At 31.6% G+C, this 18502-nt stretch carries 17 protein-coding genes; 9 read left to right on the top strand and 8 right to left on the bottom strand.

Features of this window, described 5'->3' with window-relative positions:
- Positions 1–53 precede the first annotated feature (53 nt).
- Both AWE51_RS16970 and AWE51_RS16975 read right to left on the bottom strand, forming a co-directional pair.
- Entirely contained in the window at positions 54–3629 is a 3576-nt protein-coding gene (locus AWE51_RS16970; RefSeq protein ID WP_066316360.1) for an ABC transporter permease/M1 family aminopeptidase, read from the bottom strand.
- 25 nt (positions 3630–3654) lie between these two features.
- Entirely contained in the window at positions 3655–4524 is an 870-nt protein-coding gene (locus AWE51_RS16975) for an ABC transporter ATP-binding protein (RefSeq protein ID WP_066315727.1), read from the bottom strand.
- A gap of 205 nt (positions 4525–4729) precedes the next feature.
- On the opposite strand from AWE51_RS16975, the gene AWE51_RS16980 reads away from it, so the two are divergent.
- The 3 genes from AWE51_RS16980 to AWE51_RS16990 all read left to right on the top strand — a co-directional run bounded on the left by AWE51_RS16980 (position 4730) and on the right by AWE51_RS16990 (position 7979).
- Entirely contained in the window at positions 4730–6043 is a 1314-nt protein-coding gene (locus AWE51_RS16980; protein WP_082832489.1) for a sensor histidine kinase, read from the top strand.
- Positions 6044–6046: 3 nt separating this feature from the next.
- Positions 6047–6742: a LytR/AlgR family response regulator transcription factor gene (locus tag AWE51_RS16985; protein ID WP_082832490.1), complete on the top strand. Its 696-nt coding sequence runs from the start codon at positions 6047–6049 to the stop codon at positions 6740–6742.
- A 235-nt stretch (positions 6743–6977) separates the two neighbouring features.
- Positions 6978–7979 (top strand): hypothetical protein, encoded by a 1002-nt coding sequence (locus AWE51_RS16990; RefSeq protein WP_066315731.1) that lies wholly within the window; start codon positions 6978–6980, stop codon positions 7977–7979.
- A 39-nt stretch (positions 7980–8018) separates the two neighbouring features.
- Here the strand turns inward: AWE51_RS16990 and AWE51_RS16995 are convergent, their stop codons facing one another.
- From AWE51_RS16995 to AWE51_RS17010, 4 genes are read right to left on the bottom strand one after another with little or no spacing between them, the layout of a single operon-like run.
- Positions 8019–8558: a GNAT family N-acetyltransferase gene (locus tag AWE51_RS16995; protein ID WP_066315732.1), complete on the bottom strand. Its 540-nt coding sequence runs from the start codon at positions 8556–8558 to the stop codon at positions 8019–8021.
- A gap of 8 nt (positions 8559–8566) precedes the next feature.
- Complete coding sequence (locus AWE51_RS17000; protein WP_066315733.1) at positions 8567–10363, bottom strand: M61 family metallopeptidase; 1797 nt, start codon at positions 10361–10363, stop codon at positions 8567–8569.
- Between the two features lie 52 nt (positions 10364–10415).
- Positions 10416–10619 carry a helix-turn-helix domain-containing protein gene (locus AWE51_RS17005; protein ID WP_066315736.1) on the bottom strand — a complete coding sequence of 68 codons (204 nt, stop codon included), beginning with the start codon at positions 10617–10619 and terminating at the stop codon, positions 10416–10418.
- A gap of 2 nt (positions 10620–10621) precedes the next feature.
- Positions 10622–11146, bottom strand: coding sequence for a DUF2975 domain-containing protein (locus tag AWE51_RS17010; protein WP_066315738.1), 525 nt, complete (start codon positions 11144–11146; stop codon positions 10622–10624).
- 147 nt (positions 11147–11293) lie between these two features.
- On the opposite strand from AWE51_RS17010, the gene AWE51_RS17015 reads away from it, so the two are divergent.
- Genes AWE51_RS17015 through AWE51_RS17035 form a run of 5 tightly spaced genes read left to right on the top strand, consistent with a single transcriptional unit; the run spans position 11294 to position 15736 of the window.
- Positions 11294–12448, top strand: a complete 1155-nt coding sequence (locus tag AWE51_RS17015; protein ID WP_066315740.1) for an aminotransferase class I/II-fold pyridoxal phosphate-dependent enzyme — start codon at positions 11294–11296, stop codon at positions 12446–12448.
- 12 nt (positions 12449–12460) lie between these two features.
- Positions 12461–13102 carry a dethiobiotin synthase gene (gene bioD / locus AWE51_RS17020; protein ID WP_066315743.1) on the top strand — a complete coding sequence of 214 codons (642 nt, stop codon included), beginning with the start codon at positions 12461–12463 and terminating at the stop codon, positions 13100–13102.
- Positions 13103–13133: 31 nt separating this feature from the next.
- Positions 13134–13670, top strand: a complete 537-nt coding sequence (locus tag AWE51_RS17025) for a hypothetical protein (protein WP_066315745.1) — start codon at positions 13134–13136, stop codon at positions 13668–13670.
- Positions 13671–13720: 50 nt separating this feature from the next.
- On the top strand, positions 13721–14986 hold the full coding sequence (gene bioA, locus AWE51_RS17030; protein ID WP_066315748.1) for an adenosylmethionine--8-amino-7-oxononanoate transaminase: 1266 nt from the start codon (positions 13721–13723) through the stop codon (positions 14984–14986).
- A 36-nt stretch (positions 14987–15022) separates the two neighbouring features.
- The gene (locus AWE51_RS17035; protein WP_066315750.1) at positions 15023–15736 is read left to right on the top strand and encodes a hypothetical protein; all 714 of its coding nucleotides are present in this window, start codon (positions 15023–15025) and stop codon (positions 15734–15736) included.
- On the opposite strand, the gene AWE51_RS17040 is transcribed toward AWE51_RS17035, so the two are convergent.
- Positions 15723–16772, bottom strand: coding sequence for a hypothetical protein (locus AWE51_RS17040; protein WP_066315752.1), 1050 nt, complete (start codon positions 16770–16772; stop codon positions 15723–15725). The two genes, AWE51_RS17035 and AWE51_RS17040, sit on opposite strands and share 14 nt — an antisense overlap.
- Entirely contained in the window at positions 16741–17187 is a 447-nt protein-coding gene (locus AWE51_RS17045; protein WP_066315754.1) for a cytochrome c oxidase assembly factor Coa1 family protein, read from the bottom strand. The genes AWE51_RS17040 and AWE51_RS17045 overlap by 32 nt, the downstream gene beginning before the upstream one ends.
- A 142-nt stretch (positions 17188–17329) precedes the next feature.
- Between AWE51_RS17045 and AWE51_RS17050 the strand changes: the two genes are divergently transcribed.
- The gene (locus AWE51_RS17050; RefSeq protein WP_066316370.1) at positions 17330–18499 is read left to right on the top strand and encodes a beta-ketoacyl synthase N-terminal-like domain-containing protein; all 1170 of its coding nucleotides are present in this window, start codon (positions 17330–17332) and stop codon (positions 18497–18499) included.
- Positions 18500–18502 lie beyond the last annotated feature (3 nt).

The following is an 18502-nucleotide window of genomic DNA, read 5'->3' on the forward strand; positions in this document are numbered from 1 at the left end:
AATAATAAAATCCCAAATTCTAATTTTTGAATTTGGGATTTTTTATGCTTTGATTAGTCCACTTTTTTTATATTATCAATTCTGTTTTTATCTAACCTTGTGCCATAGGGATCAATTGCTATATAAGATGGGATGTCATCTACAATTATTTTGATCTGGGATTTATGTTTGTTAAACTGATGTGCTTTTAAATATAGGATATCATCATCAAGACCAACTTTTTTAGGATGCTTTCTAAATACACCTATTTGTATAGGTTCTTTAATAGGGATTTCAAGATCTTCGCCTTGTTTTTTTGTTTCAAACCTTTTTGTAATTACATCTAGAATAATCTCGTATTGACCATTTTGAAGCTTTTTATGTGAAGTGTTACCTATTTTTAGTTCATAAGTAATAATACGCTTAAACCAATCATCTATTAAGTCATGATACTTGTGCGGAGTTACTTGATACAATTCTTCAAGAAAATCTAAAGTCACGATTTCAAATTCATCTTTATATCCATATTTAGAAACCATTTTTTGTAATACAGTATTTATTTTTTCACTACCTATTAATTCTTTTAGAGCTAGCATGATAGTGTGATCTTTACCATATTGCAAGTAACTTTGACCATTTGATAAATAAGCTGGTGGTTCTGGTTCGGATGTATGAGAACGGCCTGTAAAATACCGATTATTAGCATTTTCAGATAAATTCCACAGCACACCTTTTCCATAATATTTTTCCATTACCACAATCTCAGTGTATTTAGCCAATCCTTCGATAAAAAAACCTGCTCCTACAGTCATTTTAGGAACTAAAATATGTCCCCACCATTGATGAGCAACTTCATGTATGGTACGTTTTGCTACGAGATCAAAAACATGAGTATTTCTTTGGTCTAGTAAATAAAAATTATCTTCAACCATACTAATCGTTCCTGGCATAGCTTGTCCTCCAAACGTCCAATGTGATGGGATTTCTGCGATGCGAAGGTGATCGAACGAGTAATTACCAAAGTTTTTAATACAATACGCTAATGTCTCTTTCGTGGCTTTCATTGTTGAAGAAATATTCATATTGTGTTTTGGGTGAAAATACTGTTCTATACTTACTCCATTATATTTTTCTTTTTGTACTTCATAACGTCCAGAAAAGTACCCAAGTAAAGGAGATACTTTATTATTGGTTTTATAGTGATAGTAGTTTCTGTCATCTTTTTTCCATGTGCTAATAAGGTTTCCTGGTGCAATGGCAATTTGGTCTGATTGAGTAGATACCAGGGTTTGAAACGATACTCTTCCTATCAAATTATCAGGAGTACCATGCAGGTCAATATTTTCTGTATTTTCTTTTTCTAACTTAGGTAACCCGCGTTTTTTGCGTTCGTCGGCATTTTTAATCTCTTTACTATTTTTATAGCCTAATGAGGGTTCAAAAGAAGAGTGTAGTAGATAACTACCGTTGTTGACAATATCATTTTTGGTATCAAAGCCTTCGTTTTTAACGATTATCTGGTATTTGAAACGTATTTTTTCACCCGGTAAAAGTGGATTTTCTAATTTAAATAAATGAGTCTTGAAAATAGAGTCATATTCGATTAAGATCGCATTTTCTAGAAATACCGATTGTAGTGGCTTTCTTGGAGAGATAAAAACTGTAGTGATTTTAGTATCACTTTTATTGCTTAAGATATAATCAGCTTTTACAGTATATTTTTGTTCATTTGGATAAATATCGACAGTTGTTTTTATATCAACAGGATACAGTTCTTCTAAGGTGTCATATTGCTTGAATTTTAATTCATATGCTTGGGCTAAGTCTAATTGCTTATTTGTAGATGCATATTCGTTTACAACATTGACATTATAAAAAATAAAGCTTCCGGATCCGATCAAAAGTAAAATAGATGAAATAAAGATGCTTTTTTCAAATTTCGTCCAATTATAAAATAGGCGATGTAAGCGAGATCTAAGGTTAACGATACTACCTCGTCTCCATAATTTAAATGCTAATAAAACAAAAAAACCTCCTAAAGCCAACCAATATAGAGTGTACCAATGAAAAGGTTTTAAGTAATACCCATATTCTGATAGGTCGTTATATTGAACTAATGGTGTTCTGCCTAATTTTAATAAAGGATGTTCAATACCAATAAAACTGCTTAAAGTACTACCAAACACAAAGATTAAAATTGCCGAAACAAACATACCTATATATTTGTTTGGCAGTATGTTCTGAATACATAATGCTAAAACCCCATAGAAGATCATTTCGACACCTTGGAAATAGAATAAGTTAATATATTGACGCCATTCGAAATGAAAATAATTTCCTATTATCTGGAAGCTTACTGATATTAGAATATTGATTAAAATCAATAGCATTGGTAAAACAAGTAAGGCTATATATTTTGAGAAAAAGAATGTGCTATTAGCTGTGGGAGTGGTATCCACAATTCCATTGAAATTTAGATTTTGTTCTTTCCAGACCAGTTCTCCGCTATAAAATATGATTAGAATTAACCCTAAAATAGGTAATACTTCTTTTGTTAATTCGATTAAAAGATAGGTTACTGGGTATAGACTATCATAATATGAGCCTCCTTCAAAAACTCTACTATATATTTCTGTTACCACTATTAAAATCCATATCAGTAATACCGCTATAAAAGGTAGGCTTTTAAAGATAGTACTTAGTTCTAATTTTGTTAAGGATAACAGGCTTATAAGTTGTGCTTTTTTTGTTTTAGGGGAAGTTAAGACTGGGGTGTATTTTTTTGTTAACGGGTAAATTATAGAAGGAGTCTTACTCTGTTTAATTTTTTGACTTCCTTTCCTGAATGAGAATAATCTAAATGTTAAGCCTAGCAAAAACAATGAAAATAGAGTCCAGATACTCCTATTCCAAAAAAAATAACCAGAAAAAGACAAAAGTTGAGAATTTTTTTGATGAGGTGTCCAATACATGGTTTGTTCAAAAAAAGCTGATAAACCAAATGGATCTGCTAAAGCTGCAATGATCATATTCTCTGGAGAAGGAGCTACAGCCTGTGCTAACATTGGTGAATTTAAGAATATAGAACATGCCCAATACAATGCATATATAAAAATTGCACCAATATAAATAGTCAATGCTTTTCTTGAGAGGGAAGCAATTGAGAATAATAAGGAGACAAGAATAAATAAATTAGGAAGCAAAATAGTTAACCAGACCCATATATAAGGAACAATAGTAAAGGGGGTAAATTTTTCTGGTTGCGAAGGAAAAAAAGTACCGATACCAAAGCCTACAAGCGCTAATGTCATCACCAATAAGCTTATCAGAAATACTCCAGAAAAGCGACTCCAATAAAAGTAGTGTTTCTTTATCGGTGTGCTGTGAATAATACCCTCTGTATGGTATTGTCGATCTCGAACCATTGCATTAACGCAATAAAACATAATAGCAAAAACAGATACCAAACTAAACATTCCTATAAAAAAACTTATTTGATAAGGGGAATTGCTTTGTACTATTTCTGATCCTCCTAATCGGCCTCTTGAAGACATAAAAAAACCAAAAACAAAAAAGACTATAGAAAATATATAAAATGATAATTGTTTAGAATGGTATTGCCATTCGAACTTAAAAAGTTGAGTAAACATGAGCTGTAAATTTTGTAGTTGTTTTTTATCCTTGTAGTGTGCTAAAATATACATCCTCTAATCCTGGGTGTATAGGCTCAAATCCAGCTTCTGGTTTTTTATCGGCGAGTATATGAAGTTGTGTTTTACCAGAAATCAAGCGAGTAGAAATTACGTTAAAAGCAGATTGATAACTTTTTAGATCTTGCTTTTTGACAATCTTGTGCCAGATTTTGCCTTCTAACTTTTCAGTTAGCTTAGCAGGAATGCCTTCGGTAATAATTTTGCCTTGACTAAGTATAGCCATATTAGAACATAAATCCTTTACGTCTTCTACAATATGAGTAGATAAGATGATAATAATATGTTCTCCTATTTCACTTAAGAGATTTAAGAAACGATTGCGTTCTTCGGGGTCTAAACCAGCTGTAGGTTCATCGACAATGATTAGTTTGGGATTACCGAGCAATGCTTGAGCAATCCCGAATCGTTGTCGCATTCCTCCAGAAAAAGTATGTACCGCTTTTTTTCGGTGTTGATATAGATTGGTTTGTAGCAATAGAGCCTCAACCTGTTCTTTGCGTTCTTTTTTATTAATGATTCCTTTTAGAATAGCTAGATGATCTAAAAGTTTTTGTGCAGAGATTTTTGGGTAAACACCAAACTCTTGTGGCAAGTACCCTAATTGATTTCTTAATTCCTGTGGATGTTTTACAATATCAATTTCGTTAAAAAGGATATTTCCCGATGACTGTTCTTGTAAAGTTGCTATTGTTCTCATTAAGGAAGATTTACCAGCTCCATTAGGTCCCAGTAATCCAAACATTCCATTATGGATGGTTAATGAAATGGTATCCAGTGCTTTTACACCATTAGCGTAGGTTTTGGATACATTAGTTATTTGTAATGTGTTCATAAGAATTAGTTTTGATTTTGGTACGAACATATAATGAGTAAAAAAACTAATCCAGTAATTTTTATAAACACTATCAATATTGAATAGATAGTTTAAAAAAGGAAACCAATGTTGCTCGTAATAAAAAAAGAAGTGTTCGTATAGATTTTGATAGTGTCTGTGCACATACTTATCAAAATGCATGTAGGTTTATTACTTTTGGTCTATGATTTCATTTTTAAAGAAATACCAAGCTATCCCGTATGGATTTGCTGTCCTTTATATTATTGTTCAAGGGCTTGTATATGTTGATTTTATAAGGGTTGATTCAAAAGAAATACTTTTTAATTTAATCGGTTTTATTTTTTGGGGATTAGTAGTTTCTATGATTATGCACGCACTGCTTTTTCACAGAAAAAAGAAGGTTTTTTATGTAATGATACTTGGTTGGGTAGGTGCGTTGTTAGGGTTTATATTAGGACGACTATTGGATTATAAAGTTTTAGGAGTTAGCTGTATATTTTTGTTCTTTATAATTAGTAGTTATATTCTTTGGTCATGGTATGTGCAACAGTATCAAAATAAAAAAGGACTTAATTTCTTAAAAGAACGCAAGCTTATTTTGATAAAGTTAGCGTCGCTCTCTGTAGTTTTTATAATTATGTTTTTTATAGATGACTATATGGGAGTTCCTGATAATCCGATAACATTTGTGTTACTGACTTTATTTTGGTTAGGGGTTTTTTATGTATTAGTTCCGAAATTCTTTCAGAAATACAGATTTTTAATTTTAGGTCTCTACGGGATACTTTTTGCTTTTTTTATTTTATTTATAACGTTGATACGTAGCAGAACACACGAGGAAAATTTAGATGTATTCATACTATTCTTATTTCCCTTACCATTATTTATCATATTATGGATTTATGACCAATGGAAATGGTTTAAAAACCTAAAAGCAGATAAAGCAAAAGCCGAATTGGCATTGTTAAAACAACAGGTAAATCCTCATTTTTTCTTTAATACATTAAATAACCTTTATGGATTAGCGAAACAAAAATCAGATCAAACTCCAGATTTAATTTTAAAACTTTCCGAAATTATGCGCTATGTTATTTATAAAGGAAAAGAAAATGAAGTAAAAATAGAAGAAGAAATAGAATACCTTGAGAATTACATTGAATTACAAAAAATACGACATCATGAAAAAGTAGCGATTACTTTTACTAAAAATATACAATGCGAAAATGTAACGATCACTCCGCTTTTGTTTATTATCTTGTTAGAGAACGCTTTTAAACATGGCGTAGATTCAATGATTTATAATGCCTTTGTAGATGTAAACTTAACGGTTTTAAATCATCAAATCCGATTCGAAGTTAGTAATAACTTCGATTTATCAGAAGATTCTAATGGCTCAAAAGGGATTGGTTTAGAAAATCTAAAAAAGCGATTAGAGATTATATATGCAAAAGATTACGTGTTTAATATTGTCACAGAAGGAAATATTTATAAGGCAAGTTTACTACTTAATATCTAGATTATGAATTATATCATTGTTGATGATGAACCTATAGCGCATACAATAATAGAAGATTATGCGGTATCACTAACCGATTTAATCTTAGTTGGTAATTGCTACAATGCCATTGAGGCTATTTCTCTTTTGCAAAAAGAACAAGTAGATTTAATATTTCTGGATATTGAAATGCCAAAATTAAAAGGATTGGATTTTTTGCGAACTTTAACCAACCCGCCAATGATTGTAATTACCTCTGCGTATTCAGAATTTGCTGTAGAGAGTTATGAATTAGAAGTGTGCGATTATTTATTAAAACCATTTTCTTTTGAACGTTTTTTGAAATCATATACCAAAATTATTAAAGTAAAAGAGCAAGTGCCAAAGAAAACAGCAAAAGCTACAGAAGCTACTAGTTCTAGTGTGTTTTTAAAAGGAGATAAAGAGACGCATCATGTTAAATTAACGGATATTAAATATTTGGAGAGTTACGGAAGCTATACTAAACTGTATTTAAAAGAAGAAATGTTATTGATACACGAATCTATTTCTCATTTTGAAACAATGTTGCCGGCAGATCAATTTATACGAATACATCGTTCTTTTATGGTAAATATTTTTTCTATTAAAAGCATTGTAGGTAATCAAATAAGATTAGAAGGAGCTAACATTCCTATTGGACAATCGTACAAATCAATGTTAAAGAATAGATTACTTTAAATAGGATTGGTTTTAAGCAAACATCTTCATGAAGTGATAAGTTATACAACTCTTCCTGTACCGTTATGGCAGATTAATCAATGATACTGATAGTTCGTAAATTATAAAAGTGTAAAAAGGTGTTGTTAGTAGTAAAGATAACTTTTGATGAGAATTGCTTAATCTATAGGTAATATGTTGAGAGCTATTATAAAGTAATTTTAGAAGCGCAAACTAACATAAAACCTATTAAAAAATGAAAAACAAGCTAATCTTTCTTATACTAATCGTAGTGTTTTTTAGTTGTGAAAAAGGTGATGATTTTATTCAAACACAATCCCAACGTAAGACTCAGAAGAACCAAAATTTCTATAATGATCTTGCCTATCATCACGCTCCGATACATTATCAAGATGTAGATCGTACAGGTTCTCATGGATTAAACGGAAAAGCAGATTTTATTACCAGATATGACTTTGATGGAGATCTAAATGCAAAAAATAATTGGAACAATATAGCAAGCAATACCAGAAAAGGTAAAGCCGTGGGTTATTATTCTATTGTAGAAACATCAACACATTATTTTATTATATACGCATTTTTTCACCCGAGAGATTGGACCGATATATGGTTTTTATATAGAATTGATGAACATGAAAACGACCTTGAAGGTATATTAACAATAGTAGAAAAAGACAATTCTTCTTATGGTAAGGCGTTGGGAATAGTGACTGTTTTTCATTCTGATTTTTACTCTTATAAAGCTCCCAATTCTGGAATTATAAGTGGAAATCAGGATGTAGATGGGACATTAACTTTACAGAATGATAGAGGTGTTATCCGTTTCAAGACTTCGGCAGAAGCTAAAGGACATGGTATAAAGGCTCATTCAAAACAACAACCAGGAGGCAATGATTATGTAGTGTATTATCCAAGTAAAACAATTAGCGAACACCCATCTGATATTTATGATAGAAACGTGAAGTATAAGTTGATTAATATTTTCGAAAATGATGGTATGTGGGATCAGAGGTTTAATACTAGTTTATTTAGTAACGGTAAATCTTTCAAAAAATCTTATGGTAATGGTACTGCTAATGCTCCATGGAATTGGGATGATAGAAACGACGGTGGAAACCAAGGATTACTTGCTGGTGGTTTAGCATACTATCCAGCTCATTTAATTGATGAATATTTTAATGGATTAGGTAATTTTAGTAAAGTGTATACCTATAACCCTTTTCTGGGTATTCAGTAAATAATGAAAACTAGAAAAAAGGGTCTTTTATGGCCCTTTTTATTGCCAATCCCACTGTACAATATGCCAAATTACATCATTAGAAGTATACACTAATAGGTCAGAGAAACCTACTGCATAATGGGCTTGTAAAGAACGAGTATTACTAGCAGCTACTTCAGTGATAAGTAGTTCGTATTTTTTACTTAATTCTTTTTTCATGGTTTGATATAGTCCTCTAAAAAGTCCTTGTTTTCGATAAGCCTTGTCGATACAAATCTGACCCATAGTTATATAAGTGGTTGTGGGATTTAGGATTTCGTCTATTTTAACAAACATCGGTTTTAATATTTCTATCTCATCCTGAAATTCTTTGACCATCGAAAGAGCATACCCTACTACTGTGTCACCACTTTTAGCAATGATATGGGCTTGCGTATCATTCATTTTTTTTAGAACTTCAATATCATGTTGAACAGTTACGAAACCTTCTTTTTGCTTTTCGTTTGTAGATATTGAAGCAGTTAAATTTTTACGTTGTAAAGTTATGATTTGCTGCAATTCTTCTTCACTAGTGGCGATAGTAAAGTTTATATTCATAATAGTTGTTATTTAGCGGTTAGCCATTTTTCACGGTTTTCTATAGCTTTTTTATTAGGCTTCGGTAGTAGGGCTGTTTCAATTTTTGGATCGCTACTTAAAATAATTTCTGTTTTGATTTCTTTTTCAAATCTTTTGTACAGAATTTCTATTTTGCTATCAGGCTTATATTTTTCGAGTATTTTGGATAGTTCGCCTTGACTAGTGAACGATTCTTGGTTTAAGGATAAAATGATATCATTTTTATCTAATCCAGCTTTGTATATAGGAGTGCCTTGTTTAGAATAGTTAGAAATAATAGCATTATTATGTTTGTCAAATTTTATAGACGCACCTAGGTGTGATTTTTCTGAATTAGCATTTATAACGATACCAAAATCAGCAAATAGTTTTTTGTAATCAGGAATTTTGCTGTCGTCAATATATTTTTTGAAGAAGTTATTAGCAAAATCATCTCCGGCATATTCTTGTAAACTTGTTAGCAGGTTTTCTTTAGAATAAGGCACTTCTGTTTTTCCATATTTTTGCCAAATCAACTTCATATAACCATCTAGATTACGATCGTTTTTAAGTGTTCTTAATGATAGGTCTAAGGCTAAACCTAAAACGCTACCATAAGAGTAGTAAGAAATAAATGTATTTTCTCTATTCACAGGATCAACAGATGTTGCAGCATCTACAAACGGAGCTTGATAACTCATTTCTGTTGGGTTGAAATATGCTAATGCAGGTGAGTTCCACACATAATTATACGATCCTTTTAACCCTTTTATATACTGTTCTTGACTTATAATACCAGCTCTACATAAAATTAATCCAGTATAATAACTCGTAAAGCCCTCGGCAAACCATAACTCTCCAGACATGTTTGCTTTTTCGAAATCAAAAGGTTCAAGTGTTTTTGGTCTAATGCGTTCTACGTTCCATGCATGAAAAAATTCATGTGAAACAGTGCCGATATTTTTTTTCATCCCTTCATTGGCGAGACTATTTTGGCTGGTAAGAATTGTTGAATTTCTGTGTTCCATACCATCACCAGATACTTGGGGCATATAACAAGCAAGAAAAGTATAAGTGCCATTATCAAATTTTGGATATTCTCCAAATACTGCTTTTTCTTGTACTACGATTTTTTTTATTTTTTCAAAATAAGTGCTTACTTCTTCTTCATTTCCTAAATGATGTAAGGCTAACTTTATAGTGTATTCGGACTCATTAGAGCCAACTTTGAACTCACGTGTTGCATGATTACTAAGCTCTACAGGACTATCCATGAAGTATTGCAAATTTGGAGCAGTAAATGTATTGTTTCCGATAGCGTTGAGTTGTGTAGCGATTTTCCAATTTAAATCTTTTCTAGGCTCGAAAACTATATCGATTGGTTGATCTTTACGTTTTGGGGCATATATAAAAGTTGCAGGAATATTAAGGTGTGCATGGGTTTCGTCGATTTGAGAATAGGTGCCATCTCCTCTATCAGCAAATAAAACATATGAAATAGTGACGGTTCCATCATGTCCAGAAATGTCCCATTGGTGTGGATTTGGGCGTGTTATTTTTACAGCCTCACCCTTACTATTTGTAGCAATAACATTATATACATTCTTGGCAAACTCATGCAAAGCATATCTGCCAGGTGATGTTCTACTCATTCGTAAAGAAAAAATGTCTGTTTTTATATTAGAAAAAGTAGCTTTTATATTGGCTTCATGATGAACAGCATTTTCAAAAGAAATATGATACGTGTTTTTGGTTTGAGCAAAAGAGACTAATGAAAATAAAATAAAAGCGGTAAATAACCTCATTTTAAAAGTGTTTTAAATAGACAAAATTAAATATAATTATTAAAATTATGGTCTAAGGTTTATATTCTAAAATATCAGAAGGTTGGCATTCTAGAGCTTCGCAAATGGCTTCGAGCGTAGAAAATCGTATGGCTTTGGCTTTACCTGATTTAAGGATAGAAAGATTGGCAGTAGTTATACCAATTTTTTGTGCCAATTCTTTACTTTTCATTTTTCGCTTAATAAGCATTACGTCAAGATTTACGGTTATGGGCATAATTATATGGTTAAGTCATTTTCCTCTTTTAGTGTTTTGGCTCTTTTGAATATTTCTGCAAGTAAATAAAAAGCGAGTCCGCAAGGGATTAAAAAGGTAAATTCGTTTTTAAGTTCTTTAAAAAAGTTAAAAGATGCCCCTTGTATTACAGAAAGTAAAAATTGTAAAACAAGAACATTAATAGTGTATGTAATAAAAACATTTCCAATTTTTTTGAAGTAATTAATGTTTTTTTGACTAAAGTAGTTTTCCTTTTCTATTTCTTTTAAAATAGAAACAAAATGAGTAAAACCATAAATTAGATACCCTCTCCAAAAGAAAAGAGCTGTTATTATGATGTAGTAACTCCACATGATTGCATTTTTTGATGTAAACCAATTTTCATTTTTGTTTACAGATTTTGACCAGCTTGCAAAACTTTTGAATTGCTCAAAATTAAATTCTTGGATATCATTTATTAATATAGATGTTGTAGAAATAAGGACAACATATGTGATGACTCTAAGAAGTGTTGTATTATTCTTCATATTGATAATAATTATTGTTTATCGATAATAAATATACAAAAAATTATTGTTTATCAATATTTTTTTATCGTTAAAGAATATTTTATAAATATTTTAGATAATAGTATATATGTATTTCGTACTACTAATTTATTGTATTTTAGCCCTATGGAAGGGTTGCCAAAAAAACTTCAAAAGAAACTATTTGATAGAGCGCAAAATAATGCGTTGCGCACACTTCCTGGTTCAAAAGGTTGGGTAGATTTTTCATCGAATGATTATTTAGGTTTTGCATCGTCAAAAGATATTTTCAATGAAACCCATAAGTTGTTAGAAGAAAAAAAAACCTTTAGAAACGGAGCTACAGGTTCTAGGTTACTTTCTGGAAATCATAATTTTTACATAGAAACCGAGCAAATGTTGGCAAAGTTTCATTATGCAGATGCAGCTTTGATTTTTAATTCAGGATATGATGCCAATATTGGATTTTTTTCTTCGGTACCACAACGAGGAGATATTATTTTTTATGATGAATTGATTCATGCCTCAATTCGAGATGGACTGCAGATGGGTATTGCTAAGTCTTATAAGTTTAAGCACAATGATATAGATGATTTACAAGAAAAGATAACGACACTTTCTGCCAAGTTAGAAAACGATAATGAAGTATATGTTGTTACAGAATCTGTTTTTTCTATGGATGGCGATTCTCCAGATTTAAAAAAGCTTGTATCTTTTTGTAAAAATAAAAATTATCAATTAGTTGTTGATGAGGCCCATGCCTTGGGAGTTTTTGGAAAAAATGGAATAGGATTAGTACAGGAACTTGGGTTAGAACATCAAGTTTTTGCAAGGATCAATACATTCGGAAAAGCAATGGGTTGTCATGGAGCAGTTATTTTAGGAAGTAAAGATTTAAAGAGTTATTTAATCAATTTCTCTAGAAGCTTTATATACACAACGGGGTTACCACCACATTCATTAGCAACCATACAAACTGCTTATAAAGAATTACAAGATTCTGTAGAGGCACAAAAATTAGTCGAAAACATTTCTTTCTTCAATAAAAAAATCAAAGAAACAGAACTAGATTCAATATTTATCAAAAGTAATTCTGCTATACATTGTTGTATAATTTCAGGAAATGAGAATGTAGAAAAAGTCGCTAGGCAAATTCAAGAAAAAGGATTTGATGTAAAGCCAATTAAATCTCCTACAGTGGCAAAAGGTAAGGAGCGATTACGTTTTTGTTTGCATAGCTTTAATTCTAAAAAAGAAATAACCAAAGTTATAGAGTTGTTAGCTATTTTTGCAAAGACGTAAACCCATACGAATATGTTGAAAATAGAAAACGAAAACCCTAAAAAAATATTTATAACTGGAATTGGTACCGATGTGGGCAAAACTATAGTTTCGGCGATTGTCACAGAGGCATTAAGTGCAGATTATTTTAAACCAATACAAGCCGGAGATTTAGACTATGCTGATGCACATAAGGTAAAAGAGTTGGTATCTAATTCAAAATCGCATTTTTTCCCAAATAGTTATGCGCTAAATACCCCTATGAGTCCACATGCTGCAGCAGAAATTGATGGAGTCGAAATTAAATTAGATGAGATAGTTTTACCTCAAACAGATAATCATTTGGTAATTGAAGGAGCAGGAGGACTTTTAGTACCTATTAATCAAGAAGACACTATTTTAGATCTAATTGCATCAGAATATAAGGTTATTGTGGTTTCAAGGCATTATTTGGGGAGTATTAATCATACGTTAATGACTATTTGGATCTTAAAAGAACAAGGATTTAATGTGTCGGTTATCTTTAATGGAGATGAGCATAAAACAACCGAGGATGTTATTCGTAACATGACAGATGTATCAGTAATTGGTAGGATAGATGATGAGCCATATTTTGATCAAAATGTAGTAAGAGAATACGCAGCATTATTTAAGGAAAAATTAGAATTACTTTAATTGAATTTTTGAAATTTAAGTTGTGAAAACAATGAAACCGAAATTGTTACTCCTTTCTGATTTGTGGGGTATTGAAAATGCCGTATGGATACAAGACTACCTACAACGTTTAGAGAGCGATTTTGAGATTAAAGTTTACGATTCTTGTCGTTTAGGAGAGATTAATACTTCTAGTACATTAGAAACCAAGAGACATCAACAATTTATTGATAAAGGAATCGATAATGCAGTTCAAAAACTTTTAAAATTAGAAAAAAAGAAAATCAATATTCTGGCATTTAGTATTGGGGGTACCATTGCATGGAAAGCAGGATTACAAGGTTTAGATATTGATCGTTTTTATAGTGTTTCTTCGACAAGATTGAGATATGAAGATGAAATCCCTAAGGCTAAGATTAAACTTTATTTTGGAGGAGATGATGTGTATAAGCCCAATGTAGAATGGTTCAAGAAAAATGAAATAGATAATAAAATCTATAAAAATAAAGCACATCATCTGTATTCTGAAATTGATTTTATAACTCATCTGTGTACTGAAATTATAGATGATGAAAAGAGATGTGTTTAGTACATCTTTTTAGAAAATGTATTGACAAATAATATAAGTAGTATAGCAATATGACCTTAAAAGAAAGAGATAAAAAACATTTATGGCATCCACTAACGCAGCATAAAATTCATCCAGATGCATTGCCGATTATAAAAGCAAAAGGAGCATTGTTATACGACGAAAGTGGAAAAACGTATATCGATGGGATTGCCTCTTGGTATACTGCTATGTACGGGCATTGTAATGACTATATTTTAGAGAAAGTACAGCAGCAAATGCAGCAATTGGATCAGATTGTTTTTGCTGGGTTTACACATGAACCAGCTATAAAATTATCGGAGGAACTAATTAAAATCTTACCGGATAATCAAGAAAAAGTATTTTTCTCGGATAATGGTTCTACGGCTAACGAAGTAGGTATTAAAATGGCATTGCAATATCATTTTAATAAAGGAGAAAAACGAAATACTATTATTGCGTTTGAAGATGGTTTTCACGGCGATACTTTTGGAGCTATGTCTGCTTCAGGTTTATCTGTTTATAATGGTCCTTTTGAAGACTTTTTTATAGATGTAAAACGTATACCCACGCCAAATTCAGAAAATATAAATGATGTTTTAGAGCAATTAAAATTCATCATTCAAGAAAACAAGGTTGCTGCTTTTATTTATGAACCCCTAGTACAAGGCGCAAATGCTATGCATATGTTCGAAGCTCACCATTTAGATCAACTCCTAGAACTTTGTAGAGCGAACAAAATTATTACGATTGCTGATGAGGTAATGACAGGTTTTGGAAAAACAGGTAAAACCTTTGCATCCGACTATCTTGAATTTAAACCAGATATTATCTCAATGTCTAAATCTCTTACTGCTGGATTTGTACCTATGGCAGTTACTAGTTGTACACAACAGGTATATGATGCATTTTTAGACGATTCTGTAGGAAAAGCGTTTTTTCATGCACATACCTATTCTGCAAATCCAATTGCGTGTACTGTAGCTTTGGCTGGGATAGAATTATTGCAAAGTGAAGAAATGCAACATAACATTCAACGAATAATAAGTTCACATACAACGTTTGATAATACCATAAAAAACCATCCTAAAGTAAAAATTACTCGTCAAAAAGGTGTTATATATGCTTTGGAGTTAAATATTGATATGAATCGCTATGGCAAAAAACGATATGAGATGTTTAACCACTTTATGCAACAAGGTGTTTTTCTACGGCCATTAGGAAATACCATTTACATTCTTGCTCCTTATGTGATTACAAAAGAAGAGTTAGATAAGGTTTATAATGCTATTTTAGAATTATTGGAAACAATTTAGGCATGTTGTTTGATATGTAGGAGGAAAACTTTTGACATGAAGTCACTTTTACTTTCTTTGCTAATAATTCCTTTTTTAGTTAATGGGCAATCTATACCAATAGACCAAAAGACTCACAATGAGGTTAATAAGAAATATCAATTTTATATAAGTACAAGATATAGTCAAATTCAGTATAATAAGGAATTACAAATTGACGAACCAGTGGATTCTATAGTAATAGACACTGTAGGTTCGCTTTCGATAAATGAATTTAAACAGAAGTACCCTAAATTAGATTCAATAAAATTTTCTTCTAAAGAAGCTATAGCATATAAATGGTTTTCATTAGTATATGTTAAAAAGTGGAAAGAAACCCCCGTATCTTTTATGAGAAGTGTTGCCAAGAAACGCAGAATTTATGAGAAGATTGATAACTTATTGTTAAATTGGAAGAAAGTTGAACAAAATTATGAAAATCAAGTTGGTATAGAATTAAAACTAGATCGGGATATAAAGTATATTAGTTATTATATTTTTGATACGATCAACAAGACACTTGTTCAGTATGATACACTAGGAGATACATCAAAAACTGCTTACGTTCATCTCAATAAGGACAAACAATTTTTATTAATTGTCTTTGATATCCAAGAAGATGAGATGTTTTATGCTAGAAGATATATTAACAGTCATGAAGATCAAGAAATACAACTTTCTTTTAAAGAGGTGAAAATAGATGAATTAGAATATTGCTTTAAGATACATTAAGCAAAGTACTATTCTTGATTTTATCTTCTAAAGTAGTTTTAAATTCTTCTTTAGTATCGATAAAAAATGCGATTCTTTTATAGGTCTTTTCAATTCCATAAAGACCTGTAAGTGTTTGTTCATTTTTTAAGGTAATGACCATATTATGACCTTCTAGTTCACCTAGAGGAGATAATTTTCGAGTTTTAGTATCAAATTCGATATCTTTTGATGTAATTTCTATGGTTTCTATTGAATTAATTTCTATACTCGTTTCACTTAAAATACCATAGCGTAGATGCAGTATATTATCGTCAATTACTATAGGCCTTTTTGCAATAGATTTTAAGAACCCAAAGATTTGAATACCTGAATAAATACTTAGTCCCGAAGCAATCCAAGCAGCAATAACGTTCCATTTTAAGAGAAGTATATGAATTGTATAGGTCTCAACTCCTATAATCAATATCAAAGCTAGTAGTAGTGCAATAGTGCCACTGTTTTTATGATAAGTAAATTCATTTTTCTCAATAGTTCTTTTTTTCCAAGCTATGAAACCGTAGTAAAAAACAGCTAGTTCCATAGCAACTAAAGTTGCTGCTTTACGAGGTAGTATTTCAATACACGTTTCTTTTAACGCAGTAAAAAAATCTGGTTTTAGTTGTGCATTAGCCTTATATCTCAGAATTGTTTTTCGAACCTTATAAAAAACATAACTCGCAACACTTAGCTCAACGATTGGAAATATCCAAGTTTTAGCCCAGTTTAGAGTAAATTGTTGTTCTTGAGGTATAATAAAAGAAGAAATCAGTACTCCTAGCACAAAAAATGAAACTACGGTAGTTTTGGGAATGTTTTTCTTCTTAATCAATAAAAAATAAACAAAAGGTATAGTAAATAACAAATCAATAGTTACCCCAACAGATAAGGCATCAGGATGTGCTTCGAATACTTTTGATCGCGTAATCAAAACCATCACAGCTATTAATGTTAACGGAAGCCCAAAGGTTACTAAAGAGGAAGTGTTAATTCTGGCGTTCGTCTTCGTTTTGCTCATATCCTAATAGATCTATTTGTTCATCTGTTCCAGAAATAATCACATACATGTCTGAATATGTCCATTGATCATTTCGTTTATTTCCAACCACATAAAGTTTAGCTTCTCCTTTTGGGCCTTTAATAGGAACAGAAATATTCGCTATTCCTACACTATTTTTAATTGAAATTTCCCCTTGCATCATGCCATTTGTCTCGATAGGTTCGCCTAGTATCTCAATCACATATTCGTCTTGTTGTACTTTGGCTAGGCCTTCTTTATAAGGGTCAGAACCGGTCATTAACTTACTGACCCCAAAAATCATAGATCCTAAAAAAACAAAAAATAAGACGATAATAGTTAAGCACCCTCCTAAAGGAACTACCCATCCCCAGTTTCTGGCAAACCAACTTTTTTGTTGTCCATGATCTTCCATATTGTATTGTTATAGTTTTGTTTATTAATATGTAGCTAAAAACTAGTTTTTGTTACGAAATTATAGGGTTATAATTATGTAAAAAACAGAATTACTATTGAACAAAACAGATCAAACCCCTACATTTGCCAAAATTTACAAATTGCAACACACAATATCCATTACAGCGATTTCTTCGATATCATCTTTAGGAATTTCGACAGAAGAGATATGGAGAAAATATAAGGAAGCTTCGCATTGTATTTCTTATAAAGATTTTAATGAAGAACAAACTGTTGTTGCCGAACTTTCTGAGCGCGCAAAACAAGTTATACAAGAACTAAGAACCGAATCTGATCACTATAAAGATTTAGATGACTCTGTACTTTTTGGAATATATGCAGCTAGAAATGCGGTACTTGAGGCTGGTTGGAAACAGGATCTTGATTTTGGTATTAATATAGGTTCTTCTAGGGGTGCAACCTCACTTTTTGAGAAATATCATCAGGAATTTCTAGCTACGGGTAAATCATCGACTTTAAGTTCTCCAACGACAACATTAGGTAACATCTCTTCGTGGATTGCTCATGATTTACAAAGTCAGGGGCCAGAAATTAGTCATTCAATCACTTGTTCAACGGCTTTACATGCTGTTTTAAATGGTGTTGCCTGGATACAATCTGGACTAGCAGATAAATTTTTGGTAGGAGGTAGTGAAGCACCATTAACACCTTTTACTATAGCACAAATGAAAGCCCTTAAGATTTATGCTGCTACCGACAAATCGAATTACCCTTGTCAAGCAATGAACTTGGATAAAAAGAGAAATTCTATGTTTTTAGGTGAAGGTGCTGCTGTAGCTTGCTTAGAAAAAGGGAATAAAGAAAATGCTTTGGCATATATAAAAGGAATTGGATATGCAACCGAACCCTTAAAGCACAATATATCAATATCGACAGCAGCAGATTGTTTTCAGAAGTCTATGAAAATGGCTTTGGGAGATACAGCTATAGATGAGGTTGATGCTATTGTATTGCATGCTCCTGGAACTGTAAAAGGGGACCTTGCAGAATATAATGCTATAAAAGCCGTTTTTGGAGATGTGTTACCTGCACTAACCACGAATAAATGGAAAATAGGGCATACTTTTGGGGCTAGTGGTATTTTAAGTTTGGAATTAGCAACATTGATGTTAAAGTATCAAGAGTTTATTCCTGTACCTTATATAGAAAATAATAATATACCAAAACAATTAAACAGAATTATGATCAATGCTGTAGGTTTTGGAGGAAATGCGGTGAGCATTTTATTGGAAGCACCTTTTAGAAATTAACAA

The organism is Aquimarina aggregata, from assembly GCF_001632745.1.
GTDB classification, from domain to species: domain Bacteria; phylum Bacteroidota; class Bacteroidia; order Flavobacteriales; family Flavobacteriaceae; genus Aquimarina; species Aquimarina aggregata.